This is a genomic window from Dinoroseobacter sp. S124A (genome assembly GCF_049801015.1).
GTDB lineage: Bacteria > Pseudomonadota > Alphaproteobacteria > Rhodobacterales > Rhodobacteraceae > Dinoroseobacter.
This window is the reverse complement of sequence record NZ_JBNAGD010000010.1, coordinates 35,453-58,136: the sequence shown is the minus strand read 5'-3', so window position 1 is coordinate 58,136 and position 22,684 is coordinate 35,453. Positions and strand designations below refer to the sequence as shown.

Annotated in this window: 25 protein-coding genes; 17 read left to right on the top strand and 8 right to left on the bottom strand. The window is 67.3% G+C overall.

Annotated features, from left to right (window positions below; all coding sequences use genetic code 11):
* The first annotated feature begins 197 nt into the window (after positions 1-197).
* From ACP15I_RS19985 to ACP15I_RS19970, 4 genes are all read left to right on the top strand, one after another.
* Positions 198-917, top strand: coding sequence for an AzlC family ABC transporter permease (locus ACP15I_RS19985; RefSeq protein ID WP_424976406.1), 720 nt, complete (start codon positions 198-200; stop codon positions 915-917).
* Positions 914-1,246, top strand: a complete 333-nt coding sequence (locus tag ACP15I_RS19980; RefSeq protein ID WP_424976405.1) for an AzlD domain-containing protein — start codon at positions 914-916, stop codon at positions 1,244-1,246. Before ACP15I_RS19985 ends, ACP15I_RS19980 begins: the two co-directional genes overlap by 4 nt.
* Positions 1,247-1,339: 93 nt before the next feature.
* Positions 1,340-2,800: an efflux RND transporter periplasmic adaptor subunit gene (locus tag ACP15I_RS19975; RefSeq protein ID WP_424976404.1), complete on the top strand. Its 1,461-nt coding sequence runs from the start codon at positions 1,340-1,342 to the stop codon at positions 2,798-2,800.
* Position 2,801: 1 nt separating this feature from the next.
* The gene (locus tag ACP15I_RS19970; protein ID WP_424976403.1) at positions 2,802-6,194 is read left to right on the top strand and encodes an efflux RND transporter permease subunit; all 3,393 of its coding nucleotides are present in this window, start codon (positions 2,802-2,804) and stop codon (positions 6,192-6,194) included.
* Between the two features lie 41 nt (positions 6,195-6,235).
* Here ACP15I_RS19970 and ACP15I_RS19965 read toward each other — a convergent pair whose 3' ends face one another.
* On the bottom strand, positions 6,236-7,060 hold the full coding sequence (locus tag ACP15I_RS19965) for a protein-disulfide reductase DsbD domain-containing protein (protein ID WP_424976402.1): 825 nt from the start codon (positions 7,058-7,060) through the stop codon (positions 6,236-6,238).
* 157 nt (positions 7,061-7,217) lie between these two features.
* Here ACP15I_RS19965 and ACP15I_RS19960 point away from each other — a divergent pair, with 157 nt between their 5' ends.
* Entirely contained in the window at positions 7,218-7,796 is a 579-nt protein-coding gene (locus ACP15I_RS19960; RefSeq protein ID WP_424968207.1) for a YqgE/AlgH family protein, read from the top strand.
* 46 nt (positions 7,797-7,842) lie between these two features.
* On the opposite strand, the gene ACP15I_RS19955 is transcribed toward ACP15I_RS19960, so the two are convergent.
* Entirely contained in the window at positions 7,843-8,406 is a 564-nt protein-coding gene (locus ACP15I_RS19955) for a GNAT family N-acetyltransferase (protein WP_424968208.1), read from the bottom strand.
* A 32-nt stretch (positions 8,407-8,438) separates the two neighbouring features.
* Complete coding sequence (locus tag ACP15I_RS19950; RefSeq protein ID WP_424968209.1) at positions 8,439-9,395, bottom strand: L-threonylcarbamoyladenylate synthase; 957 nt, start codon at positions 9,393-9,395, stop codon at positions 8,439-8,441.
* A 146-nt stretch (positions 9,396-9,541) separates the two neighbouring features.
* On the opposite strand from ACP15I_RS19950, the gene ACP15I_RS19945 reads away from it, so the two are divergent.
* The 5 genes from ACP15I_RS19945 to ACP15I_RS19925 all read left to right on the top strand — a co-directional run bounded on the left by ACP15I_RS19945 (position 9,542) and on the right by ACP15I_RS19925 (position 13,462).
* Positions 9,542-11,257, top strand: coding sequence for an acyl-CoA dehydrogenase (locus ACP15I_RS19945; protein ID WP_424976401.1), 1,716 nt, complete (start codon positions 9,542-9,544; stop codon positions 11,255-11,257).
* A gap of 25 nt (positions 11,258-11,282) precedes the next feature.
* The gene (locus ACP15I_RS19940; protein ID WP_424976400.1) at positions 11,283-12,368 is read left to right on the top strand and encodes an MBL fold metallo-hydrolase; all 1,086 of its coding nucleotides are present in this window, start codon (positions 11,283-11,285) and stop codon (positions 12,366-12,368) included.
* Positions 12,369-12,424: 56 nt separating this feature from the next.
* On the top strand, positions 12,425-12,562 hold the full coding sequence (locus ACP15I_RS19935; RefSeq protein WP_424968213.1) for an aa3-type cytochrome c oxidase subunit IV: 138 nt from the start codon (positions 12,425-12,427) through the stop codon (positions 12,560-12,562).
* Positions 12,563-12,579: 17 nt separating this feature from the next.
* A complete protein-coding gene (locus tag ACP15I_RS19930) occupies positions 12,580-13,176 on the top strand; it encodes a hypothetical protein (RefSeq protein WP_424968214.1) in 597 nt (198 codons plus the stop codon).
* 151 nt (positions 13,177-13,327) lie between these two features.
* The gene (locus ACP15I_RS19925) at positions 13,328-13,462 is read left to right on the top strand and encodes a hypothetical protein (RefSeq protein WP_424976399.1); all 135 of its coding nucleotides are present in this window, start codon (positions 13,328-13,330) and stop codon (positions 13,460-13,462) included.
* Between the two features lie 250 nt (positions 13,463-13,712).
* On the opposite strand, the gene moaB is transcribed toward ACP15I_RS19925, so the two are convergent.
* Positions 13,713-14,255, bottom strand: coding sequence for a molybdenum cofactor biosynthesis protein B (gene moaB / locus ACP15I_RS19920; RefSeq protein ID WP_424976398.1), 543 nt, complete (start codon positions 14,253-14,255; stop codon positions 13,713-13,715).
* Positions 14,252-15,052 (bottom strand): uracil-DNA glycosylase, encoded by an 801-nt coding sequence (locus tag ACP15I_RS19915; protein WP_424976397.1) that lies wholly within the window; start codon positions 15,050-15,052, stop codon positions 14,252-14,254. Before ACP15I_RS19915 ends, moaB begins: the two co-directional genes overlap by 4 nt.
* A gap of 116 nt (positions 15,053-15,168) precedes the next feature.
* Between ACP15I_RS19915 and ACP15I_RS19910 the strand changes: the two genes are divergently transcribed.
* Genes ACP15I_RS19910 through ACP15I_RS19880 form a run of 7 tightly spaced genes read left to right on the top strand, consistent with a single transcriptional unit; the run spans position 15,169 to position 19,931 of the window.
* Positions 15,169-16,119, top strand: coding sequence for an aspartate carbamoyltransferase catalytic subunit (locus ACP15I_RS19910; protein ID WP_424976396.1), 951 nt, complete (start codon positions 15,169-15,171; stop codon positions 16,117-16,119).
* Positions 16,116-16,568, top strand: a complete 453-nt coding sequence (locus ACP15I_RS19905) for a hypothetical protein (protein WP_424976395.1) — start codon at positions 16,116-16,118, stop codon at positions 16,566-16,568. The genes ACP15I_RS19910 and ACP15I_RS19905 overlap by 4 nt, the downstream gene beginning before the upstream one ends.
* Positions 16,565-17,137, top strand: coding sequence for a hypothetical protein (locus ACP15I_RS19900; RefSeq protein ID WP_424976394.1), 573 nt, complete (start codon positions 16,565-16,567; stop codon positions 17,135-17,137). The genes ACP15I_RS19905 and ACP15I_RS19900 overlap by 4 nt, the downstream gene beginning before the upstream one ends.
* A complete protein-coding gene (gene pyrC, locus ACP15I_RS19895) occupies positions 17,137-18,432 on the top strand; it encodes a dihydroorotase (protein ID WP_424976393.1) in 1,296 nt (431 codons plus the stop codon). The genes ACP15I_RS19900 and pyrC overlap by 1 nt, the downstream gene beginning before the upstream one ends.
* Positions 18,429-19,046, top strand: coding sequence for a glycerol-3-phosphate 1-O-acyltransferase PlsY (plsY, locus tag ACP15I_RS19890; RefSeq protein WP_424976392.1), 618 nt, complete (start codon positions 18,429-18,431; stop codon positions 19,044-19,046). The genes pyrC and plsY overlap by 4 nt, the downstream gene beginning before the upstream one ends.
* 2 nt (positions 19,047-19,048) lie before the next feature.
* On the top strand, positions 19,049-19,549 hold the full coding sequence (locus ACP15I_RS19885) for a DUF805 domain-containing protein (protein WP_424976391.1): 501 nt from the start codon (positions 19,049-19,051) through the stop codon (positions 19,547-19,549).
* On the top strand, positions 19,509-19,931 hold the full coding sequence (locus ACP15I_RS19880) for a DUF805 domain-containing protein (RefSeq protein WP_424976390.1): 423 nt from the start codon (positions 19,509-19,511) through the stop codon (positions 19,929-19,931). The genes ACP15I_RS19885 and ACP15I_RS19880 overlap by 41 nt, the downstream gene beginning before the upstream one ends.
* Here the strand turns inward: ACP15I_RS19880 and ACP15I_RS19875 are convergent.
* The 3 genes from ACP15I_RS19875 to ACP15I_RS19865 form a co-directional block, all read right to left on the bottom strand.
* Positions 19,925-21,295, bottom strand: coding sequence for a glutamate--cysteine ligase (locus ACP15I_RS19875; protein WP_424976389.1), 1,371 nt, complete (start codon positions 21,293-21,295; stop codon positions 19,925-19,927). The genes ACP15I_RS19880 and ACP15I_RS19875 overlap by 7 nt on opposite strands.
* Positions 21,296-21,339: 44 nt before the next feature.
* Entirely contained in the window at positions 21,340-21,873 is a 534-nt protein-coding gene (locus tag ACP15I_RS19870; protein WP_424976388.1) for a hypothetical protein, read from the bottom strand.
* Positions 21,874-21,943: 70 nt separating this feature from the next.
* Complete coding sequence (locus ACP15I_RS19865) at positions 21,944-22,570, bottom strand: VPLPA-CTERM sorting domain-containing protein (protein ID WP_424968227.1); 627 nt, start codon at positions 22,568-22,570, stop codon at positions 21,944-21,946.
* Positions 22,571-22,684 lie beyond the last annotated feature (114 nt).

The window sequence follows — 22,684 nt, the reverse complement described above, 5'->3', positions numbered from 1 at the left end:
GGCGGACGCGCACCGTCCGTCCGACAGCGCCCGGCCCCTCTGTCGGGTTTGGGGCGCGCGGTTCACCGGCCCCGCGGGTCCGCGGGTCCTGTCAGGGACCCGCCACCGGGCGCCCCTGCCCGTCTCGATCACACCTTGTTACCTGTGATTGCACCTGCCCCCGGCTTGATCTAGCCAGCGGGCAAAGGACCTTCTCCATGACCCCAGACAGACCCGACCGCCCCTATCTCGATGGCCTCCTCGGCGGCCTGCCGTTCCTGCTGGTCGTCATTCCCTTCGGTCTGCTCTTTGGCGTGGTCGGCACCGAAGCCGGGCTCAATATCGCAGAGGTGATGGGGTTCTCCCTGCTTGTGATCGCCGGGGCCGCGCAGTTCACAGCCGTGCAGCTGATGACCGAGAATGCGCCAGTGCTCGTGATCCTAGCCTCCGCGCTCGCGGTGAACCTGCGCATGGCGATGTATTCGGCTTCCATCGCGCCCTATCTCGGGCCCCTGCCCCTGTGGCAGCGGGCGCTCTGCGCGTATTTCCTCGTCGATCAGACCTACGCAGTGTCCATCGCGCGGTTCCAGGCCCGCCCTGAGATGAGCCTGCGCGCCCGGTTCGCCTTCCATCTGGGCACGGCGACGCCGATCTGCCTGCTGTGGTATCCCTCGACCTATCTCGGTGCCGTGCTGGGCACCCGGATCCCCCCGGATTACGCGCTCGATTTCGCGCTGCCGATCACCTTTCTCGCCCTGATCGCCCCCGCCCTCACAAGCCTGGCCCATGTGGCGGCGGCCCTGACGGCGACGGTCCTCTCGCTGCTCTTTGTCGGCATCCCCTTCAGCCTCGGCATCATCCTCGCGGCGCTCTGCGCCCTGCTGGTCGGGGCTCAGGTCGAGCTCTGGCAGACCCGCCGCCGGGAGGGCCAGACATGACCGAGATGTCGGCCATAACCCTCTGGGGGCTGATCGTTGCCCTCGGCATCGGGACCTTCCTGATCCGCTATTCCTTCATGGGGCTGCTTGGCGGGCGCGCGCTGCCCGAATGGGTCCTGCGGCACCTGCGCTACACTTCGGTGGCGGTTTTTCCGGCCCTGATCGCGCCGCTGGTGCTCTGGCCTGCGGCCACGGGCGGCACGCCGGAGCCCGCGCGTCTCTCGGCGGCTGCCGTGACCCTCGTGGTCGGCATCCTGACCAAGAATGTCGTGCTCTCGGTCGCCCTGGGCGGGGTGACCCTCTATGCGGTGATGGCGCTTCTCGGCTAACGGTTTCGAGATTTTCGCTGTTTTCTGCGACGGAAGCCATTATCTCATCCGTATACCCTTACAGGACCGCCCAAAGCCCGGAGATCCTTCGCCATGCGCTTCCTGACCCGCAGCCTCGTCGGGCTCGTGCTCCTCTCACTCACGGTGGGGTTTCTGGGCATGGGCGGTCTGATCCTGTCCGACGCCATCACCGCCCGGAACGCCGATGACGGCCCCTCGCGCCCGGCGCGCGAGCGAGTCTATGCGGCGGGCGTCGTCACGCTGGAGCCGGCCACACTGACCCCGAGCCTCTCGGTCTATGGCGAAATCCGCAGCCGCCGCACCCTCGAGGTGCGCGCGCCAAGTGCCGGGACGGTGCTCGCCCTGCACCCGGCCTTCGAGGAAGGCGGCCGGGTCGCCGCGGGCGACGTGCTGGTCCAGATCGACCCGGCAGATGCGGAAACCGCCCTCCAGAAGGTGCAAACGGATCTCGACGAGGCCCGCGCGGATCTGCGCGACGCGCTCCGCACGCTGGAGCTGGCGGTGGATGATGTCACCGCCGCCGAGGCGCAGCTTGCCTTGCGCCGACAGGCCCTGGAACGGCAGCGCAACCTGCAGGACCGCGGTGTCGGCACCGAGGCCACGGTCGAGATTGCCGCGCTGGCCGAGGCGGCTGCGGTGCAGGCGCTGCTCTCGCGGCGTCAGGCCCTTGCGGCCTCCGAAGCGCGTATCGACCTCGCCGAGACCCGCGTCGACCGGCGCGAAATCGAGGTCGCCGAGGCGGCCCGGGATCTTGCGGACACCACCCTGACGGCCAGTTTTGACGGAACGCTCACCGCAACCACCGCCGTGATCGGCGGGCTGGTGAACGCCAATGAACAGATTGCCCAGCTTGTGGACCCCACCGCCCTCGAGGTCGCCTTTCGCACCTCTGCCGCGCAATACCTGCGCCTGCTCGGACCCGATGGCCGCCTGCGACAGACGGATGTGTCCGTCACGCTCGATGTGCTGGGCGAAGCGATCACCGCCGAGGGGCGTCTGACCCGCGCCGGGGCGCTGGTTGGCGAGGGGCAGACCGGACGGCTGCTCTTTGCGCAGCTCTCGAATGCCCCGGCCTTTCGTCCCGGGGATTTCGTGACTGTCACCGCGCCCGAGCCGGAGCTGTCCGGCGTCGTCCTCCTGCCCTCCAGCGCGGTCTCGCCCGAGGGCGGTGTGCTGCTTCTGGGGGCGGAGGACCGGCTTGAGACCGGGCGGGTCGAGATTGTCCGCCGTCAGGGGGATGATCTGATCGTCCGGGTCGGCGGTCATGCCGGGCGCGAGGTCGTGACCGATCGCAGCCCGGTTCTGGGTGCGGGGATCAAGATCCGCCCCGTCCGCGCCGAGGCCGAGATCACCACCGCCGCTGCGCCGGACATGCTGGAGTTGGACCCGGAGCGCCGCGCGCGCCTCATCGCCTTTGTCGAGGGCAACACCCGGATGCCTGCGGCCGCCAAGGCCCGGGTTCTCGGGCAACTGACCGAGGATCGGGTGCCCGCCGCCGTGGTCGCCCGGATCGAAAGCCGGATGGGGGGCTGACATGGGCGCGATTGGCGGATTGCTGTCTTACTTCACCCGCCATCGCACGGCGGCGAACCTGCTGCTCGTGATGCTGCTGGCCGTGGGCCTTTTCGTGGTGCCCAAGATGCGCACCCAGTTCTTCCCGGATGTTGTGGTCGATGACGTGACCGTCAGCGTGACCTGGGACGGGGCCGGGGCCGAGGATGTGGACCGCGCCATCGTCGCGCTGATCGAGCCGGTCCTGCAGGCGGTCGAAGGCGTCACCGAAAGCTCCAGCACTGCGCGCGAGGGCCGCGCCACCCTGTCGGTGGAATTCGAGCCGGGCTGGGATATGAGCCGCGCCACCGATGATGTGCGCGTCGCGGTGGACAGCGTCACCGACCTGCCCGACGACGCCGAAGAGCCCACGATCCGGCGCAGCAATTGGCGCGACCGGATCACCGATGTGGTGGTCCATGGCCCCGTGGGCGTGGATCAGCTTGCGCGGTTCTCGGACGAGTTCGTCGCCCGGCTCTTCGAGGCTGGCGTTACCCGGGCCACGATCCGGGGGATCGCGGCGCCAGAGACCCTGGTCGAGGTCTCGACCCTCGACCTGATCCGCTATGACCTGACGCTCAGCGAGATTGCCGAGGCCATCGGTGGCGCCGCCGACAGCGCGCCCTCGGGCGATGTGGCCGGGGGGACTGCGCGGGTGCGCACGGGCACCGAAACCCGCAGCGCGGACCAGATCTCGGCCCTTGCCCTGCGGACCAACGAAGATGGCAGCCTGCTGACCATAGGCGATGTCGCGACGATCTTTGTCGGCGGCGTGGACCGCGAGCGGGCCTATTTCGTCGGCGAGAACCCGGCCATTTCCGTGCGCGTGGACCGCAGCAACCGCGGCGATGCCATCGCGATCCAGGCCCAGGTGGCCGAGGTCGCCGCCGCCTTTGAGCGGGACCTGCCCGAAGGGGTTCAGATCGAGCTGATCCGCACCCGGGCCGAGGCGATTTCGAGCCGCCTGAACATCCTTCTGGACAATGGCCTTGTGGGGCTCGGGCTGGTGGTGGCGCTGCTCTTTCTGTTCCTCAATGCCCGCACGGCCTTCTGGGTCGCCGCCGGGATCCCCGTGGCGATGCTGGCAGCGGTATCGCTAATGTATCTCGGCGGGCTGACGCTCAACATGGTGTCGCTCTTTGCGCTGATTATCACGCTGGGGATCGTGGTGGATGACGCGATCGTCGTGGGCGAACATGCCGATTACCGCGCCCGCCATCTGGGCGAGGATGCCGCCACCGCCGCCGAGAATGCTGCGATCCGCATGGCGCCACCGGTTTTCTCGGCCACCATCACCACGGTCATCGCGTTCTTCGGCCTGACGGCGATTGACGGGCGCTTCGGCGACCTGATCGTGGCGATCCCGTTCACGGTCATCGCCGTGCTGATTGCCAGCCTCGTGGAATGCTTTCTGATCCTGCCCAACCACATGGCCCATGCCCTCGCGCATTCCGCGAAGGAGCATTGGTATGACTGGCCCTCGCGACAGGTGAACCGGGGCCTCGACTGGGTCAAGCGGGTGATCTTCCGCCGCCTGATCCGCTGGGTCATTCTCGCACGCTACCCGGTTTTTGCGGGGGCGGTGTTGCTCCTGCTGTCCCAGGCGGCGCTCTTCGTGCGCGGAGACGTGACATGGCGGTTCTTCAACGCCCCCGAGCGCGGCTCGATCACCGGCAATTTCGCCATGCTGCCCGGGGCGACGCGCGAAGACACGTTCGAAGTCATGGGCGTGATCCAGACCGCCACCGAAGAGCTCGGCGCCCGCTACGAGGCCGAATACGGGGTGAACCCGCTGGCCTTTGTTCTCGCTGAGGTGGGCGGCACCACCGGGCGCGGGTTGGCCGGGGCTGACACCAAGGACGCGGATCAGCTGGGCTCAATCGCGATTGACCTGATCGATGCGGATCTGCGGCCCTATTCGTCCTTCGCCTTCCTCGCCGAGTTGCAGGACGCCGTGCCGCGCCATCCCAAGCTTGAGACGCTCAGCTTCCGCGGCTGGCGCTCGGGGCCGGGGGGCGATGCGCTCTCGGTCGAGTTCTACGGCGCCGACACTCAGGTCCTCAAGGAAGCCGCCGAGGCGCTGAAGACCGCGCTGGCGGTGTACCCGGAGGTGTCCGCCCTCGAAGACAGTCTCGCCTATGACAAGGAAGAGCTTGTGCTCGAGCTGACGCCGATCGGCAGCCAGCTCGGGTTTGACATCGACGCGCTGGGGCGCGAGCTGCGCAACCGGTTGAACGGGATCGAGGCCGCGACCTATCCGTCGGGCACCCGCACGGGCGCGATCCGGGTCGAATTGCCCGCGCGCGAGCTGGGGGCGGATTTCCTCGACCGGATGCAGTTGCGCACGCCCAGCGGGGCCTATGTGCCGCTTGCGGATATCGTGTCGGTCCGCAGTCAGGACGGGTTCTCGCGGATCCAGCGCGAGAACGGGCTGCGCGTGGTGACGGTGTCGGGCGATATCTCGGGCGACAATGCCGTGCGCGCCGCCGAGATCAACGCCGCGCTCACCGATGAGCATCTGCCCCGAATCCAGGAAGTCTATGGCGTGAACTACGTCCAGTCCGGCCTCGCCGAGCAGGAGCGCGATTTCCTCACGGATGCGACGCTGGGCTTCCTGCTCTGCCTGATCGGAATCTATCTCTGCCTCGCCTGGATCTTCTCGAGCTGGACGCGCCCGGCGGTGGTGATGATGGTCATCCCCTTCGGGTTCATCGGCGCAATCTGGGGGCACTACATCTGGGATGTACCGCTGTCGATGTTCTCGGTGGTCGGGCTGATCGGCATGGCCGGGATCATCATCAATGACAGTATCGTCCTGGTCACGACCATTGACGAGTATGGCAAGGAACGCGGGCTGATCCCCGCGATCATCGACGGGGCCACGGACCGGTTGCGCCCGGTTCTGCTGACGACACTGACCACGGTGCTCGGGCTGACGCCGCTGCTTTATGAGGGGTCGCAACAGGCGCAATTCCTCAAGCCCACGGTGATCACGCTGGTCTACGGGCTCGGCTTCGGGATGCTTCTGGTGCTCGTGCTGGTCCCGGCGGTGATGGCCATGCAGCAGGATATCGGACGCCAGATCACCGCGCTCCATCGGGCCGTGCGGGCGCCGCGCCGGACAGGCAGCGCCGGGCCCGCCACGCTTGTGGCGGCCGGGCTGGGCGCGCTCTGGCTCGCGGCGACCTTCGGGGTGAGCTTCGTGACCGGCGCTCTGCCACCGGCGCTTGCCGAGCAGATGCCGGCGGGCCTCTCAACGCCCATGGCGACCTTTGTGCTCTTCATCGCGGGGATTGCGGTGATCGCGTTGGTCAGTTGGGCGGTCGCCGCGCTGGCCCACGGGCTGCGCGCGGCCCGCACACCGCCCAACGCCTGACCCGGGTGGACCCACTCACGCGGCGCGGCGCGCTTTCGGGGTCAGGAGCGGCATCCCTGCACGTCATAGGCCGCCCCGGCAGAGATCAGCGTCAGGCGCAGATCCTCGCGGGCGATCTGGATCGGGCCGTCATGGCCGGAGCGGATCTCGGCTTCGGCAACGACCTTGCCGCCCTCGCGCGCCGTCGTGGCATGGGACACCCAGAGCATGGGATCCGGCAGTTCGAGCACGGCCACCTCGCCGTTTTGCTGCGGGGCATCCACAACGGCCCGCACACGCAGGCCTTCCTCCGTAGGCTCGAAGGCGCAGGTCATAGGGGTGTTGAGCCGGGTCGGTTCCGCCTCCAGCGCGGCAGCGATCAGCGCACTGCTCTGCCCCGGTGCGGTCAGCACCGCATCAAGCTGCACCTCTGCGGGCATGCAGATCTCTTCGCAGACCCCGATGAAGAGCGACCCGTTGAGCGCGATGGGCGCATCGGCGGTTTCCGCCGAAAGCCGGAGGGGGAAGACCACCTCGGTCTTGTAGCCCACCGAGCGCAAGCCGTCCTCGTCAAACACCGTGGGCCGCGGCATATGCGGGGCGAACCCCACAAGGTTGCCGGACCCCGTCAGGTCGAATTGGGGCGGAATGCCCCCGTCGCCCGGTGTGCGCCAATAGGTTTTCCAACCCGGGGCGAGCTGGATCCGGACCCCGGCATAATGGGTCCCGTCCGCCTCGCGCCAGCCGGGCAGCACATCAACCTTCACCACATCCGGGTTGCCAAAGCTCTGGCCCAAGGCCGGCAGGGCCATGGCAACAGGTGCGACCGGGGCCGCCAGAAGGACGCAAAGCCGGGCCGCGGCGCGGAAGGAAAGCTGCTGTATCATGGGGCGCGATCCTAGCCATGGGGCCTGCGAACGGAAATCACGTTTCGGCGATGCTCCGTGAGACCAAGGCGCACAGGCTGCGTGAGACCAAGGCGCACAGGCTGCGTGAGACAAAGCGCCTATTGTAACGGGCTGAGAGGCCCCCCATTTTCGGCCCATGGACGAGCGGAACACCACTGACAGCCTGAGCGGAAAGCTTCTGATCGCGATGCCCGGAATGGGGGATCCGCGGTTCGAGCACAGCGTTGTCTTCATCTGCGCCCATTCCGATGATGGCGCGATGGGGCTGATCGTGAACAAGCCGACGCCGGAGCTGAAATTCTCGGACCTGCTGGCGCAGCTCAAGATCGCCCCGCCCCCGGCGGAGGCCACGGCGGTGGCGGTTCATTACGGTGGCCCGGTCGAGGGTGGGCGGGGTTTTGTGCTGCATTCCTCGGACTACTCGGGCAACGAGTCGACCCTTCAGGTGGATGGCGCCTTCGGCATGACTGCGACGCTGGATGTGTTAGAAGATCTTTCCCGGGGAACCGGGCCCGATCGCTGTTTCCTCGCTCTGGGCTATGCGGGCTGGGGTCCGGGGCAGCTGGAGGACGAGCTGCAGCGCAATGGCTGGCTGACCTGCGACGCAGAGCCCGAGATCGTGTTTTCACCGGATCCCGATCGCAAATGGCAGATGGCTCTGGCGAGCCTCGGGATCGATCCGATGATGCTCTCGGCGACCGGCGGGCGGGCCTGACCGGCTAGGGCGGTCGCCCGGGTCGGGCTGGGTGTGGAGGCTTCGTTCAAGGGCCCCAATAGACCGGATTGCGCCAGACCTTCGGCACATCGAGCGGGCCCGCCGCAAGGCCCTGCCTGTTTCCGAGCCGCAGGGATTGCCAGGCGGGTGCCCAGTCTTCGGGCAAGCTGTATGGGGCGCTGACCCGGTCGGATTGGGCAAAGCCGAACCGTCCGTAATAGGCGGGATCGCCCAGGACCAGCACCTCGGCCACGCCCTCGGCATCGAGCCGAGCGTGCCCGGCCGCGACGAGCGCCGAGCCGATGCCTTGCCCGTGGCGCTCCGGCGTTGCCAGCAGCGGCCCGAGCAGGGCGCCGCGGCGTCCATCGCCCTGCGGTATGCAACGGGTGAAGACCACATGGCCCAGCACCGCCGCCCCCTCGACCGCCATGAGGGACAGGATCTCTGCCCCGGCGGCATCGAGCAGATCCGCCGCAAGGGCGGTCAAGTCCTCCTCCGGGAAGGCCTTGGGGTACAGGGCCAGAATGGCGGCCCTGTCCTCGGGGGTTGTATCGCGGATTTCCATGCGCCTCGTCTCGCTGTCTTGCACCCGGCTTTCGCAGTCGATCACGGGGCGGCAGGGCGGTCAATTGCCCCGATCGGTCAATCCCGGGGCGCTGCAGCCCGGCGCAGGCGATCATTGATGGCGCGCCCCAACCCGGTCTCGGGGATCGGTGCCACCGCGATCCGCCGCCCCGCAGCCAAGGCATCCATGGCGCGCAGGGCGTGAAAGAGGCCCGCGGCGGCCTCATCCAGATCCCCGGTCTCGGAGAGGGACAGGAGCGCGCCTGCGCTATCGGGCCCGAAGCCGAGCCAGACCTCGCCCGGCTCCGCCGCACGGGCATTGAGCCGCACCGCAGCCTCGGGTGCGTAATGGGATGCAAGCTGACCCGGGGCCGTGGGCTGCGGCCCGGCAGGCCCGCCAAGTGGCACCGCCTGCCCCAGCGCCTCCTCCAGCGCCTCGGACGTCACGCCGCCGGGACGGAGCAGGCGCGGCCCCTCGCCCAGTACCGAGAGAATGGTTGATTCAACCCCCACCGGGCAGGCCCCGCCATCGACCACCGCATCGATCCGCCCGTCGAGCCCCTGCAGCACGTGATCGGCCCGGGTCGGGCTGACCTGGCCCGAGGGGTTGGCCGACGGCGCGGCCACAGGCCCGCCAAACACCTGCAGCAGCCTGCGCGCAACGGGATGGGCGGGCACGCGCACCGCGAGCGTCTCAAGCCCCGCCGTCACCAGCGGCGAGATGCCCGCCCCCGCCCGCAAGGGCAGCACAAGGGTCAGCGCCCCGGGCCAGAAGGCCCGCGCCGCCTGCTCGGCCAGCGCGGGGAGCTCGACCAGATCCCGCACCGCCTGCAGGTCCGGGACATGGACGATCAGCGGGTTGAAGCTGGGGCGGCCCTTGGCGGCATAGATCCCGGCCACCGCCGCCTCTTGGCGCGCATCGGCGCCGAGCCCGTAGACGGTCTCGGTCGGAAAGGCCACGCGCCCGCCCGCGCGCAGGATCTCGGCCGCGGCCGCAAGGCCCGTATCACTGGGATCAAGACGTCTGGTCTGCACCGCGCGGCCCCTTTCGTGACGCTGCGTTTCATTTGAGGGGGCCGCGCCCCCTGCCTAAGGTCACCCTCAGCGATCAGCCCATAAACCGACACCGCGCCCCTGCCAAGACCGGCGCGCCTGCGACCGGTCGGCCCAAAGGAGGCTCCATGCCCTATACCGCCCCTCTCAGCGACTTCCGCTTCCTGCTCGAGCATGTGGTGGGCTTTCCCGCGCTGCAGGCCACCGCGCGCTTTGCCGAAACGACACCTGACCTGACCGAGGCGATCCTGAGCGAGGCGGGCAAGCTCTGCGAGACCGAGATCGCGCCCCTGCAACGGGCCGGGGATCTGCATCCGGCGCGGTTGGAGAACGGTGTCGTGCGGACCTCGCCGGGCTTTGCCGACGGCTATGGCGCGATTGCCGAGGGCGGTTGGGTTGGCATGTCCGCCGATCCGGAGTTCGGCGGGATGGGCCTTCCCATGGCGCTGACCACCTGCATGAACGAGATGCTGTCGAGCGCCTGCCTCTCGCTGCAGCTTGCGCCTTTGATGACCCAAGGCCAGATCGAAGCGCTGGAGGCCCATGCCTCGGACGAGATCAAGGCGCTCTACCTGCCCAGGCTCGTCTCCGGCGAATGGTCCGGAACGATGAACCTGACCGAGCCCCAGGCCGGGTCGGATGTGGGCGCGCTCAGCACCAAGGCGGTGCCCAATGGCGACGGCACCTACGCGATCACCGGGCAGAAGATCTATATCAGCTGGGGCGATAACGATTTCACCGAAAACGTCTGTCACCTGGTGCTGGCGCGGCTGCCCGATGGCGGTCCGGGGACCAAGGGGATCAGCCTGTTTCTGGTGCCCAAGCGCCTGCCGGATGCGGACGGGGCGGCGGGCATGGCCAACAGCCTCAAGGTCGTGAGCCTCGAGCATAAGATGGGCCTGCATGGCAGCCCCACCGCCGTCATGCAGTATGACGGCGCAACCGGCTGGCTCGTGGGGCCGGAGCATGGCGGGATGCGCGCGATGTTCACCATGATGAACAATGCCCGGCTGGGCGTCGGCGTGCAGGGGATCGGTGTGGCCGAGGCCGCCTATCAGCACGCCCTGCATTACGCGCTGGAGCGCAAGCAGGGCCGCACGCCGGTGGAGGGCGATCCGACGATCCTCGCCCATGCGGATGTGCGCCGGATGCTCCTGACCATGCGGGCCGAGACCTTTGCCGCGCGGGCCATCGCACTCTCGACCGCGGTGGCCACGGATATGAGCGAGGCCACGGGCCAAGGCCATTGGGCCGCACGGGCCGCTCTGCTGACCCCGATCTGCAAGGCCTATGGCACCGAAACCGGCATCCGCGTCTCGGATCTGGGCCTGCAGGTCCATGGCGGGATGGGCGTGATCGAGGAAACCGGGGCCGCGCAATTCCTGCGCGATGTCCGGGTCACCGCGATCTACGAGGGCACGAATGGCATTCAGGCCATGGATCTGGTGGGGCGCAAGCTCAGCGATGGCGGCGAGGCCATGGCCCGGCTGCTGGACGAGATCGAGGCGCTGGCCGAGACCGCCCGCGCGCGCCTGCCCGATCTGGCCGAGCCCGTGTGGCAGGCTTGCGAGACCCTGCGCGAGACAACCGAGGCGCTGGTGGCCGAGACCCGGCTGAATGCGCGATTTGCCGGGGCGAGCCCGTTCCTGGCCGCCACGGCCCGGGTTCTGGGCGGGTATGCCCATCTCGCTGCGGCCTTGGCCGAGGGGGGATCCGGGCCGCGTACGGATCTGGCACGGTTCTTTGTCCTGCGCCTCTTGCCGGAGCATGCCGCCCTTGCCCGTCAGGCGCTTGCAGGGGATAAGGATCTCTACGCCCTGAGCGCCGAGGATCTCGTTGCCTGATGAAGATGCCCCAAGAGCAAGCCGTATGAACAAACCTCTGGGGCCTCTCCGAACCCCGTTTGACACACCGCCCGCGCCGGGCACCGCCACCGAAGTGGCTCCGGGCATCCTGTGGATCCGGCTGCCTTTGCCCATGGTGCTCGACCATGTGAATGTCTTCGCGCTGGACGATGGCGATGGCTGGACCCTCGTGGATACGGGCATGTTCTCCCGCCGCTCCCGCGCGCTGTGGGAGGACATCCTTGCCGGGCCACTGGTCGGCAAACCCGTGCGCCGGGTAATCGTGACCCATCACCATCCCGATCATATCGGCTGCGCCGGCTGGTTTCAGAGCGCCCATGGCGCCGAGCTGCTGACCACGCGCACCGCCTGGCTGATGGCGCGGATGCTGACCTTCGACGAGCAGGCCCTGCCTGCGCCCGAAACGCTCGCCTTCTGGACCCGCGCCGGGATGGATCCCGAGATCCTCGCCCAGCGCGCCGCCGAGCGCCCCTTCAACTTCGCCGATATCGTGGCGCCGATGCCGTTGGGGTTCACCCGCCTGCAGGAGGGCGACCGGATCCACGCGGGCGGGCGCGACTGGGACATCCATATCGGCCATGGCCACGCGCCCGAGCACGCCACGCTCTGGAGCACGGATGGCGCGCTCGTGCTGGGGGGCGATCAACTCCTGTCGACGATCTCACCCAATATCGGGGTCTACGCCACCGAGCCCGAGGCCGACCCGCTCAGCGAGTGGCTCGAGAGCTGCACCCGCCTGCAGGCCTATGCGACCGAGGACCAGCTCGTCCTGCCGGGCCACAAGCTGCCCTTCACCGGGCTGCCGATCCGCTTGCGGCAATTGATCGAGAACCATCACAACGCCCTGCCCAGGCTGCGGGCTTTTCTGGCCGAGAAGCCGCGCAGCGCACCGGACTGCTTTCCCCTGCTCTTCAAGCGGAAGATCACCGGCGATACCTACGGGCTCGCGCTGGTCGAGGCGGTTGCCCATCTCAACCACCTGCGCGCCACGGGGCAGGCCGACTTCACCCTGCGGGCGGATGGCGTGCGGCTGTGGCACGCTGTCGCGACAGAGGCCCCTGCGGCCCCCGCTCCGGCGCAGGCCCCGTGACAGCGGCTTTCGGATAGGCTAGGCGGGTCGGGATTAACGCGAACGGGAGAAACATCATGGCCGAAGAGCACAAGCACGGCAGCATGGACACGACCGAGCAGGAAAAGACCTTCAATGGCTTCATCGCCATCACGAAGTGGTCGACGATCATCATCATCGCCCTCCTGCTCTTCATCTACATGGTCAACGGCTAAGCCGGGATCGCCCAGCGATGCGCCTGACCCCATGGCTCTTGCTGGGGACAACCCTTGGACTGGCCGCCTGTGGCGGGCCGTCCGAATGGGCCTCTGACGCCGAGGTGAGCCAGTACCGCTATGCGGATGGCGGCACCACGTCGGTCACGCTCTACACGGTGATCCGCATTCGCTCGGGCGAGGGCGGGCACACGGCGCTCCTGATCGACGGGAGCGAGCGGGTCATCTGGGATCCGGCGGGCACCTGGTGGTATCCGCAATCGCCCGAACGCAATGATCTGCATTACGGGATCACCCCGTGGCTGGAAAACCACTACATCGACTACCACGCCCGCGAGGATTGGAGCGTTGTTGAACAGCGCATTGAGGTCGATCCCGCCACCGCCGATGCGATGATCGCGGCCTTTGCGGCGAACGGGGCGGTGGGCAAGGCCAATTGCGCACGGGTGACCTCCTCCATCCTGCAGGACTTCCCGGGATTCGAGAGCCTGAGCACCACATGGTTCCCCGTCACCATCATGGAAGAATTCGCCACCCTGCCCGGGGTCGAAACCAAAACCTATTTCGATGATAACGATGCGGATCGCACGAATCCGCTGCGGGTTGTGCAGTAGAGGGCCTGCCATCACGATCCCTGCGCCCCGTTGCCGGCCTGCGCGAAACCGCTCCAGCCTGCGTGGCGCGGGGGGACATGGTGTTCCCACACAACGATCCCGTCCCCGGCGCGAGATCCCCTCGATCTGCGCCCGGCCCAGACGCGGTCCAATGTTCGACTATCACGCCGCCATCGTGACCCGGCCCAACGCGCCGATCCATGTCGCCATCACGAACGCCCATGCGGTTCCTGCCTGCCATCTGAGTTTGGACCGGAGGCTGGCCCATCGGTTCCGGCATCATTGAGTTCGGCAAGGCAGCCACCGGACTCGACCCTGCCGCCCGTAACCGGGGTGTGGTTCCGCGCAAGGTGATGATCAGCGAATCCAGCGCGTACACGACCGACCCGCCCGGCGGATGACCGCAAGCTGATGACCCTCGCCCAACTGCCCAGCGGGCCCCCGAGTGCCGTGGATGAGCACAACCTGCGGCTCAACGGCGCGATCTGGGACGACGGAACCCTCCGGAGGCCTGACCGCACCCCCGGGCCCTGCGCTCACTTGCGGCGCAGGTGCTCGTCCAGCCGGGGCAGGATCTCGACGAAGTTGCAGGGCCGGTGACGATAGTCGAACTGCCATTGCAAGATCTCGTCCCAGGCATCCTTGCAGGCGCCGGTGCTGCCGGGCAGAGCGAACAGGTAAGTGCCATTGGCCACGCCCCCGCAGGCGCGCGATTGCACCGCCGAGGTGCCGATCTTCTTCATCGAGACGATGGTGAAGACCGTGCCAAAGGCCTCAATTTCCTTTTCATAGACGTCCCGATGGGCCTCGACGGTGACATCCCGCCCGGTCAGGCCGGTGCCCCCGGTGCTGAGGATGACGTCGATCTCCGGGTCCGAGCACCAGCTGCGGAGCTGCGCGGCGATCTCGGTCCGCTCGTCGCGCAGGATGGTGCGGGCAGCGACCTTGTGGCCCGCGCCCTCGATCCGGTCCACGAGGGTCTGGCCCGAGCGGTCTTCCTCCAAAGCACGCGTGTCCGAAACCGCGAGGACCGCGATTTTCAAGGGCATGAAGGGTTTGCTCTCGTCGATGCGGCTCATGACATACCTCTGAGTTTGGCCTGCAGGCTGAGCAGATCCGCCCAGGCCGCGCGTTTCTGGGCCGGTTGGCGCAGCAGGAAGGCCGGGTGAAACATCGGCAGGACCGGGCGGTCCATGGCCTCGGTCCACTGGCCGCGCAACCGGGTGATCCCCTTGCGCCCCAGAACGGCCTGGCAGGAGATGTTGCCCATCAGCACGAGGATGTCCGGATCGGCCAACGCCACATGGCGCTGCACGAAGGGCATCATCATGGCGATCTCGTCCGGACGCGGGTCGCGGTTCTGGGGCGGACGCCAGGGCAGGACATTGGTGATGTAGAGCGCCTTGGCTGGATCCGGGTCCGACCGGTCGAGCCCGATGGCCCCGAACATCCGGTCCAGCATTTGCCCGGCGCGGCCAACAAAGGGTCGGCCCTCACGGTCTTCGTCGCGGCCGGGCGCCTCGCCGAGGATCATCACCCGCGCCCCGGGCTGGCCATCGCCGAAAACAAGGTTGCGCGCGCCCTTGCGCAGCTCGCAATGGGGATAGGCGGCCAAGGCCTCTCGTAGCGCGGTCAGAGTCTCTGACCGCGCGGACGCGCTCCTCGCATCCGACAGCGCCTGCTGTGCCGGATCGCTGACCTGGGGCGGGTCCGCGGCGTCTGGCGTGCCAGACGCCGCCACGGGTGCCGCTTTCGGCGCGCTGGCCGGGATCGCCGTGCGGTCCACGGGCACATCCCCGATGGCCTCGGTCGCCCCAAGCTCCACCTGCCATTCCAGCGCCGCGCGCAGGGCGTGATAATCCAGCTCCTGATCCATGGCGCGACCCTACCCAGCGCGACGCGGCGCCGCAATCGGATGTGTTCCCCCCGCCCCTCCCCTTGCCCGTCCGACCCGCCTGCGCCTATAAGCGGGCAACTCACTCCGAGGCTCCCATGACCTTTCGCGCGCGCCACCTTCTGGGCATCGAAACCCTCGCCCCGGACGAGATTGTCACCCTTCTGGATCTGGCCGACCGCTATGCGGATCTGAACCGCCGCAAGGACAAGCACGCGGACGCCCTGCGCGGCCTCACCCAGATCAACATGTTCTTCGAGAACTCCACCCGCACCCAGGCCAGCTTCGAGATCGCCGGCAAGCGCCTCGGCGCGGATGTGATGAACATGGAAGTGCGCGCCTCCTCGATCAAAAAGGGCGAAACCCTGATCGACACGGCCATGACCCTCAACGCCATGCACCCGGACCTGCTGGTGGTGCGCCACCCCCATTCCGGGGCGGTGAACCTGCTCGCCGAGAAGGTCAATTGCGCCGTGCTCAATGCCGGGGACGGACGGCATGAGCACCCGACCCAGGCCCTGCTCGATGCGCTGACGATCCGGCGCGCCAAAGGCAAGCTGCACCGGCTCAACATCGCGATCTGCGGGGATATCGCCCATTCCCGGGTTGCCCGTTCGAACATCCTGCTGCTCGGCAAGATGGAGAACCGGATCCGCCTCGTCGGCCCGCGCACCCTGATGCCCTCCGAGGTCGCCGCCCTTGGCGTCGAGGTCTATGAGGACATGAAAGCCGGGCTCGACGGCGTCGATGTGGTCATGATGCTGCGGCTCCAGCGCGAGCGCATGGATGGCGGCTTCATCCCGTCGGAGCGGGAATACTACCACCGCTACGGGCTCGACGCAGAGAAGCTCGCCTATGCCAAGCCCGACGCCATCGTCATGCATCCCGGCCCGATGAATCGCGGGGTCGAGATCGACGGCACCCTGGCCGATGACATCAACCGCTCGGTGATTCAGGAACAGGTCGAGATGGGTGTCGCCGTGCGCATGGCTGCCATGGATCTGCTGGCGCGGAACCTGCACAGCGCGCCCGCCGGGGTCATGGTATGAGCGTGACCGTCTTTCGCCCGGACCGGATGGCCTATCTGCGCGCCTATGCGACCATGGCCGCCATCGCCATGGCGATCGGGATGGGCGTGCTCTGGGCGATGGGCAATCCCTACCCCTGGACCGGGGCCGTGGGCGGGCTGGCCGCGATTGCCCTGCGCGGCTGGTATCTGAGCTCCGAGGAACTGGCGATCAGTTGGGAGCTGAGCCGCGACCGGCTCGAAGGTCCCGGATGGCGCAAAATGGCGCTTCGCGACATCACCACCGTGCGCATGCTCGGCAGTTCGGTGCAGGTCATCACAGCGCAAGGCGACAAGCATCTGATCAAGTACCTTGCCGAGGCGCAGACCGCCAAGGTGGCCATCGAAGAGGCCGCGGGCCGAGCCAAAGCCCGTCCGCCCGCCGAGACCGCGCCCCAAACCGAACCCAAACCCGACGGGGCCGCGCAATGATCGAGATCCCGGCCAATGAAACCGGCATGGTCCGCATCTTTGCCGTGAACGGCGCGAGCGAGGGCACGGGCACCGCCCAGAGCTTTCTCAGCCGTCTGGAGCAGAGCCCCGAAGCGATCGCCGCCGAGGCCACCCGCCTGCAGGCCATGCTCGGCGTCTACCGGATCGATCCGACCTATACCGAAACGATCACCCTCGCCGATATCCGCGAGCTGGGCCTGACCCAGTATCTGGCGACGGCCATGGACATTCCCCATGCGCAGCTGAGCGCGGATCGGTCCCGGCTCGACGCGCTGGAGGGCGAGGTGCTGATCGTGCTGTCGCGCGCCCTGGGCTTTGAGGCGCAGACCTTGCGCCCGGGGCCGGATCTGACCTTCATCGGCGCCTATGAGATGGCCGACGTCCCGCTGAGCGGCGCAATCCCCGCCCGCCCCGCCGACCCGATGCCCGCGCCCGCAAGCGCCCCGCCCGCTGCCGCGCCCAAGGGTGTCGGCAAGCTGCCCTTCATTCTGCTGGGGCTGCTGGTCGCGGTCGGGCTTGTCCTTCTTCTGGCCCGAGGGGGAGCGTGATGTCCCAGCGCCCGACCGCCCTGATCAATGCCCGCGTGATCGATCCTGCTGCTGCCGAGATCAGCGCGGGCGGCGTGCTGATCGAGGGGGGCGTGATCGCCCGGATCCTGTCGCCTGCCGACACCTTGCCCGCCGAGGCCGAGATCGTGGATTGCGCGGGCAAGTGTCTCGCCCCCGGGATCGTCGATATCGGGGTCAAGGTCGGCGAGCCGGGCGAGCGCCACAAGGAAAGCTTCAAGACCGCCGGGCGCGCGGCGGCCGCCGGCGGCGTGACCACCATGGTCACCCGCGCCGATACCTCGCCCACCATCGACAGCCCCGAAACCCTCGAATTCGCAGCCCGTCGCGCCGCCCAGATGAGCCCGGTAAGGCTGGCCCCCATGGCGGCGCTTACCAAGGGCCGGGCCGGGCGCGAGATGGTCGAGATCGGCTTTCTCCGCGATGCCGGGGCGGTGGCCTTTTCCGATGGCGACCATGTGGTCGAAAATCCCAAGGTGTTCTCTCGATGCCTGAGCTATGCGGCGAGCCTCGGAGCGCTGGTCATGGCCCATCCGCAGGATCCGGGGCTGAGCGCCGGGGCGGCGGTGACCTCGGGCAAATTCGCGACCCTGCGCGGTCTGCCTGCGGTCTCGCCGATGGCGGAACGCATGGGGCTGGAACGGGACCTCGCCCTCGTCGAGATGACGGGCGCGCGCTATCACGCGGACCAGATCACCACGGCGCGAGCGTTGCCCGCGCTGACCCGCGCCAAGGAGATCGGACTCGATGTGACGGCCGGTGTGTCGATCCATCACCTGACGCTGAACGAGTTCGACGTGGGAGACTATCGCACCTTCTTCAAGGTCAAACCCCCATTGCGCAGCGAAGACGACCGCCTCGCCATGGTCGAGGCGGTGGCCCAGGGGGTGATCGATGTGATCTGCTCCATGCACACGCCGCAGGATGAAGAAAGCAAGCGCCTGCCCTTTGAAGAGGCCGCTTCGGGCGCGGTCGGGTTGGAAACGCTGCTGCCTGCGGCCCTGCGGCTGGTGCATTCCGGGGATCTGAGCTTGCCGGTCCTGTGGCGCGCCCTGAGCCTGAACCCGGCCGACCGTCTCGGCCTGCCCCAGGGGCGGATGGCGGTCGGCGCGCCTGCGGATCTGGTGCTGTTCGACCCGGACGCGCCCTTCGTGCTGGACCGTGCCAAGCTGCATTCGAAATCCAAGAACACGCCCTTTGACGGCGCGCGGATGCAGGGGCGCGTCCTGCGCAGCTTTGTCGGCGGCACGCAGATCTACGCGCGAGACGGGCTATGATCCCCGAGATCACCACGGCGCCGGGCCTGCTCGCCCTCGTGGCGCTGGCGGCCTACCTGCTGGGGGCGGTGCCCTTCGGCATGGTCATCGCGAAACTGATGGGCCTCGGCAATCTGCGCGAGATCGGGTCGGGTAATATCGGCGCAACCAATGTGCTGCGTACGGGCAGCAAACCGGCAGCGGCGGCGACGCTGATCCTCGATGCGGGCAAGGGCGCGGTTGCGGTCCTGATCGCCCGCGCGGTCTTTGGAGAGGATGCCGCACAGCTTGCCGGGGCGGCGGCCTTTCTCGGCCATTGTTTTCCCGTCTACCTGAAATTCAAGGGCGGAAAGGGGGTCGCGACCTTCCTCGGCACGCTTCTGGCGCTGGCCTGGCCCATCGGCGTGGCGGCCTGCCTGATGTGGCTGCTCTGCGCGGCGGCCTTCCGCTTTTCGTCCCTCTCGGCGCTGATCGCGGCCCTGATGACCCCGGTCTTCGCTTGGGGATTTGGCCGCCCGGACGCCGTGGCTTTCTGCGCATTTCTCGGCGTTTTGATCTGGATCCGCCACAGAGAGAACATAATTCGCCTGCTTTCTGGCTCAGAACCGAAGATCGGAGCCAAGAAGAAAGGGTAGAGATGGGGTTTCTGCGCGCCGTCCTTTCCGCCTATATCAACATCGTGAATTTCGGCGGCCGGGCGAACCGGGCGCAATACTGGTGTTTCCACCTCTACCTGACGCTGCTGGGTCTCGGTCTTGGCATGGCGGGCGTAATGCTTGCAACACCTGAAACGCTGGCCGCGCTGGAGGCCAAGCTGCGCGAACCTGCCTATGTGCTGGGGTGCTTCGCACTCTTCTCGTTGCCCTCCTGGAGCCTGTTGATCCGCCGGTTGCACGATATCGACCGCTCCGGGTTCTGGTGGCTGATCGCCTTCGTCCCGCTCGTGGGGGCCATCGTGCTCTTTGTGTTCAGCCTGCTGCCGGGCAGTCCGGGTGCGAACCGGTTCGGCGCCTCTCCCGGCACCCGGCGCGCGCCCGCGCCGCCCAAGCCGAGCCAGCGGGGCCCGGCCACCGAAGAAGATCGCAAGGCCGAGGTCCATGCCCTTTATCTCGCGCGGGTCAAGCAAGCGCCGTCCTGACATGGCGCCGGACATGCGCCGCCTTGCCCCTGATCGGGCACGTGCCCCATCTGGGAATTGTGGACGCTCTGAAGACTGGTCCGCAGCGTTTCGCAGACCTCCCGGGCCAGTCGCCAAGAGGTCTGGAGCTTTTCTAGGCTACATCTTGGGCACGATGGGGTTTGCCCTCGTTGCTGTGGGCGGCAGTGAACTGAGCGTCCTTGCAGCTTTGTTTGCTCTGATCTTCCTGTTGCCGATGCTGGCCGTTTTGGTGCGGCGGCTCCACGACACGGACCGCTCCGGCTACTGGGCCTTCTTCTGTTTGGTGCCGATCGCGGGACCGTTGGTCATTTTTGTCATGACCGCGCAGCCCGGCACCCAGGCACCGCCTCGCGATCAGTAGCTATAGGCGGCGTAGATTTTTGACAGATCACCGTCCCAGGCCCCGTGATACTCGGCCAGAAGGTCATCGGCGGGCACACGGCCTGTCTCGAGACTGTCTTTCAGCGCGTTGAGGAAATGGGTCTCATCCGGGATCATGCCCCCGGCACCGGGCTTTGCGCGCGCGGCGAGCCCCGCCTCGGAGATGGCCACCACCTCGCGCGCGAGATCGTGCATCTTGATGCCCCCGACTTCCGCCTGAAGCCCGTCCACGGACCCCGCCACACGCAGGGCGTCGCGGGTCTCGGCATCCCAGTCCTTGACCAGATCCCAGGCGGCATCCAGCGCGCCCTGATCATAGGTCAGCCCAACCCAGAAGGCGGGCAGCGCGCAAAGCCTGCGCCATGGGCCGCCATCAGCTCCGCGCATCTCGATGAACTTCTTGATCCGCGCCTCGGGGAAGATCGTCGTCAGATGATCGGCCCAGTCGCTGAGCGTCGGGACCTCGCCCGGCAGGGCCGGCAGCTTCCCCTCAAGGAAGTCACGGAAGGATTGGCCCAGCGCGTCGATATAGACCCCGTCGCGATAGACGAAGTACATCGGCACATCGAGCGCGTAGTCGACCCAAGCCTCGAACCCGAACCCCTCGTCAAAGACGAAGGGCAGCATGCCCGTGCGGTCCGCGTCGAGATCGCGCCAGACCCGGCTGCGCCAGCTCTTGTGGCCATTGGGCTTGCCGTCGAGGAACGGGGAATTCGCAAAGAGCGCGGTCGCCACCGGCTGCAGGGCAAGGGCCACGCGCAGCTTCTGGACCATGTCCGCCTCGGAGGAGAAGTCGAGATTCACCTGCACCGTACAGGTTCGGTACATCATGGTTTTGCCCATGGTGCCGACCCGGTCCATGTAATCGGTCATCAACTTGTAGCGGCCTTTGGGCATCACCGGCATCTCGTCATGGGACCAGATCGGCGCAGCCCCGAGCCCGATGAACCCGGCTCCGATCTCTTCGGCGACGGATTGCACTTCGCGCAGATGGACATTCACCTCGTCGCAGGTCTCATGGATCGAGACGAGCGGCGCGCCGCTGAGCTCCAGTTGCCCACCCGGCTCGAGGCTGACATTCGCGCCGTCTTTTTCCAGCCCGATGATCTTGCCGCCTTCGAGGACCGGGGCCCAGCCGAAGCGATCCCGCAGGCCTTCGAGCATCGCCCGGATCGAGCGCGGCCCGTCATAGGGCAGCGGTTTGAGCGTGTCCTTGCAATAGCCGAACTTCTCGTGCTCGGTGCCGATCCGCCAGTCTTCCTTGGGTTTACAGCCTGTGCTCAGATACTCGGCCAGTTGCGCGCGGCTCTCGATCGGGCCGCCGCCGGATTGGGGGATGGACATGGGGGCTCCTCTCCGAGGCCGTTTCTTGACACCGGGGTGTCCCGTCAGGATCCGGAAGTCAAGCGCAGGCCTTTGGGATCCAGTGTGCGTTGCCACACAATGACCGACCCATCCTCGGAGGAGTCGAGCGCCGCCAGAAGCCCGGGCATATGGAGCCCCGGCAGCGCCGCAAAGGCGTCAAACAGGGTCGTCTCGCCTTCGGCACCATGCGGAATGGCCAGCGCATTGCCGTCTTCGGTCTGCAGAAGCCAGACCTTGCGCCCGGCCTGTCGGCGCAACCGCAGCACGCTCAATCGGTCCAGATCGACCGAGCCCCCGGCGATGGGCCCCATATAGGTCACCTCGCGCTCATCCAGCAGGACCATGCCCGGCGCGGCATCCTCGGCCGCGAAACGCTTGCGCCGGATCGCCACGAAGCCCAGACCTGCCCCGGCCAGCGCCGCCACAAGACCGACGCCCTTGACCACCGGGCCGGGCTGCTGCGTCATCCAGAGCCCGAGCAGTAGCACCCCGATGCAGATCAGCACCTCGCGCCAGTCGCGCAGCCTTTCGGCAATCTCGGGTCGGATGAAGGGCATGGGTGGACCTGAACAGAGAAACGCAGGCCTTGTACGACCTGCGCCCCCCCTGTTCAAATCAATATCGGTGTCAGGACCGACGCTTGGCGCGCCGCATGGCTCCGAGACCCGCGACACCGCTCAGAAGCAAGAGCGCGCTGGCCGGAATCGGCACCGGCGAGACATTGGCGTCAAAGGTGACTTCGGACAGGAACACCCAAGGAGCACTGCGAAACAGGTCGACCACAAGCGTATCTGTCGTTTGACCGGTCAAATCAAAGGTGTATGCGAAGGGCGCGCTGCCCGGCTGGAAGGGAACGACCTTGTTCACCCCGTTGATCGTAACGGAGCTGGGCTGGTCCACCCCACCTTCGTTCGAGTGATCGAAATGGAAGGTCGCCGAATTGAATGCATAGACCTGATCGAAGACGAAGGTGATCCGCGGGGTCTCGTTTAACCAACCGACATAGGGTGTGGAGCTGGTCTGGCCGCTGGAATTCCAGTTCGAGCCTGCAATCACGCCATCGGTCAGATCACCGGTCCCGCCGGTCAGGTTCCGCCCGGAAACCGTGCCGTCATAGGTGTCGTCGAAATAGGTAAAGGACCCGGTCTCGCCATTGAGCATATCGTAACTGACGGGAGAGACCGGAGCGGCATGGGCCACAGTCGCGGACAGGGCAAGGGCGCTGAGGGAAAGGAAAAGGGGTGTACGGGGCATATCGGGTCCTCGGAACAAACTCATAATGGCGCAAATTTTAGGCAAGATGTAAAAACCGGTCAAGCTTTGGACCGGGCTTTGTGTGACCTTGGTTTACGACAGGGGATTGCGTGG

Bases quoted from the DNA above. Each gene is read 5' to 3' on its own strand.
- ACP15I_RS19985 (WP_424976406.1), top strand. From the start codon at position 198: ATGACCCCAGACAGACCCGACCGCCCCTATCTCGATGGCCTCCTCGGC.
- ACP15I_RS19980 (WP_424976405.1), top strand. From the start codon at position 914: ATGACCGAGATGTCGGCCATAACCCTCTGGGGGCTGATCGTTGCCCTC.
- ACP15I_RS19975 (WP_424976404.1), top strand. From the start codon at position 1,340: ATGCGCTTCCTGACCCGCAGCCTCGTCGGGCTCGTGCTCCTCTCACTC.
- ACP15I_RS19970 (WP_424976403.1), top strand. From the start codon at position 2,802: ATGGGCGCGATTGGCGGATTGCTGTCTTACTTCACCCGCCATCGCACG.
- ACP15I_RS19965 (WP_424976402.1), bottom strand. From the start codon at position 7,060: ATGATACAGCAGCTTTCCTTCCGCGCCGCGGCCCGGCTTTGCGTCCTT.
- ACP15I_RS19960 (WP_424968207.1), top strand. From the start codon at position 7,218: ATGGACGAGCGGAACACCACTGACAGCCTGAGCGGAAAGCTTCTGATC.
- ACP15I_RS19945 (WP_424976401.1), top strand. From the start codon at position 9,542: ATGCCCTATACCGCCCCTCTCAGCGACTTCCGCTTCCTGCTCGAGCAT.
- ACP15I_RS19940 (WP_424976400.1), top strand. From the start codon at position 11,283: ATGAACAAACCTCTGGGGCCTCTCCGAACCCCGTTTGACACACCGCCC.
- ACP15I_RS19935 (WP_424968213.1), top strand. From the start codon at position 12,425: ATGGCCGAAGAGCACAAGCACGGCAGCATGGACACGACCGAGCAGGAA.
- ACP15I_RS19930 (WP_424968214.1), top strand. From the start codon at position 12,580: ATGCGCCTGACCCCATGGCTCTTGCTGGGGACAACCCTTGGACTGGCC.
- ACP15I_RS19925 (WP_424976399.1), top strand. From the start codon at position 13,328: ATGTTCGACTATCACGCCGCCATCGTGACCCGGCCCAACGCGCCGATC.
- moaB (WP_424976398.1), bottom strand. From the start codon at position 14,255: ATGAGCCGCATCGACGAGAGCAAACCCTTCATGCCCTTGAAAATCGCG.
- ACP15I_RS19915 (WP_424976397.1), bottom strand. From the start codon at position 15,052: ATGGATCAGGAGCTGGATTATCACGCCCTGCGCGCGGCGCTGGAATGG.
- ACP15I_RS19910 (WP_424976396.1), top strand. From the start codon at position 15,169: ATGACCTTTCGCGCGCGCCACCTTCTGGGCATCGAAACCCTCGCCCCG.
- ACP15I_RS19905 (WP_424976395.1), top strand. From the start codon at position 16,116: ATGAGCGTGACCGTCTTTCGCCCGGACCGGATGGCCTATCTGCGCGCC.
- ACP15I_RS19900 (WP_424976394.1), top strand. From the start codon at position 16,565: ATGATCGAGATCCCGGCCAATGAAACCGGCATGGTCCGCATCTTTGCC.
- pyrC (WP_424976393.1), top strand. From the start codon at position 17,137: ATGTCCCAGCGCCCGACCGCCCTGATCAATGCCCGCGTGATCGATCCT.
- plsY (WP_424976392.1), top strand. From the start codon at position 18,429: ATGATCCCCGAGATCACCACGGCGCCGGGCCTGCTCGCCCTCGTGGCG.
- ACP15I_RS19885 (WP_424976391.1), top strand. From the start codon at position 19,049: ATGGGGTTTCTGCGCGCCGTCCTTTCCGCCTATATCAACATCGTGAAT.
- ACP15I_RS19880 (WP_424976390.1), top strand. From the start codon at position 19,509: ATGCCCTTTATCTCGCGCGGGTCAAGCAAGCGCCGTCCTGACATGGCG.
- ACP15I_RS19875 (WP_424976389.1), bottom strand. From the start codon at position 21,295: ATGTCCATCCCCCAATCCGGCGGCGGCCCGATCGAGAGCCGCGCGCAA.
- ACP15I_RS19870 (WP_424976388.1), bottom strand. From the start codon at position 21,873: ATGCCCTTCATCCGACCCGAGATTGCCGAAAGGCTGCGCGACTGGCGC.
- ACP15I_RS19865 (WP_424968227.1), bottom strand. From the start codon at position 22,570: ATGCCCCGTACACCCCTTTTCCTTTCCCTCAGCGCCCTTGCCCTGTCC.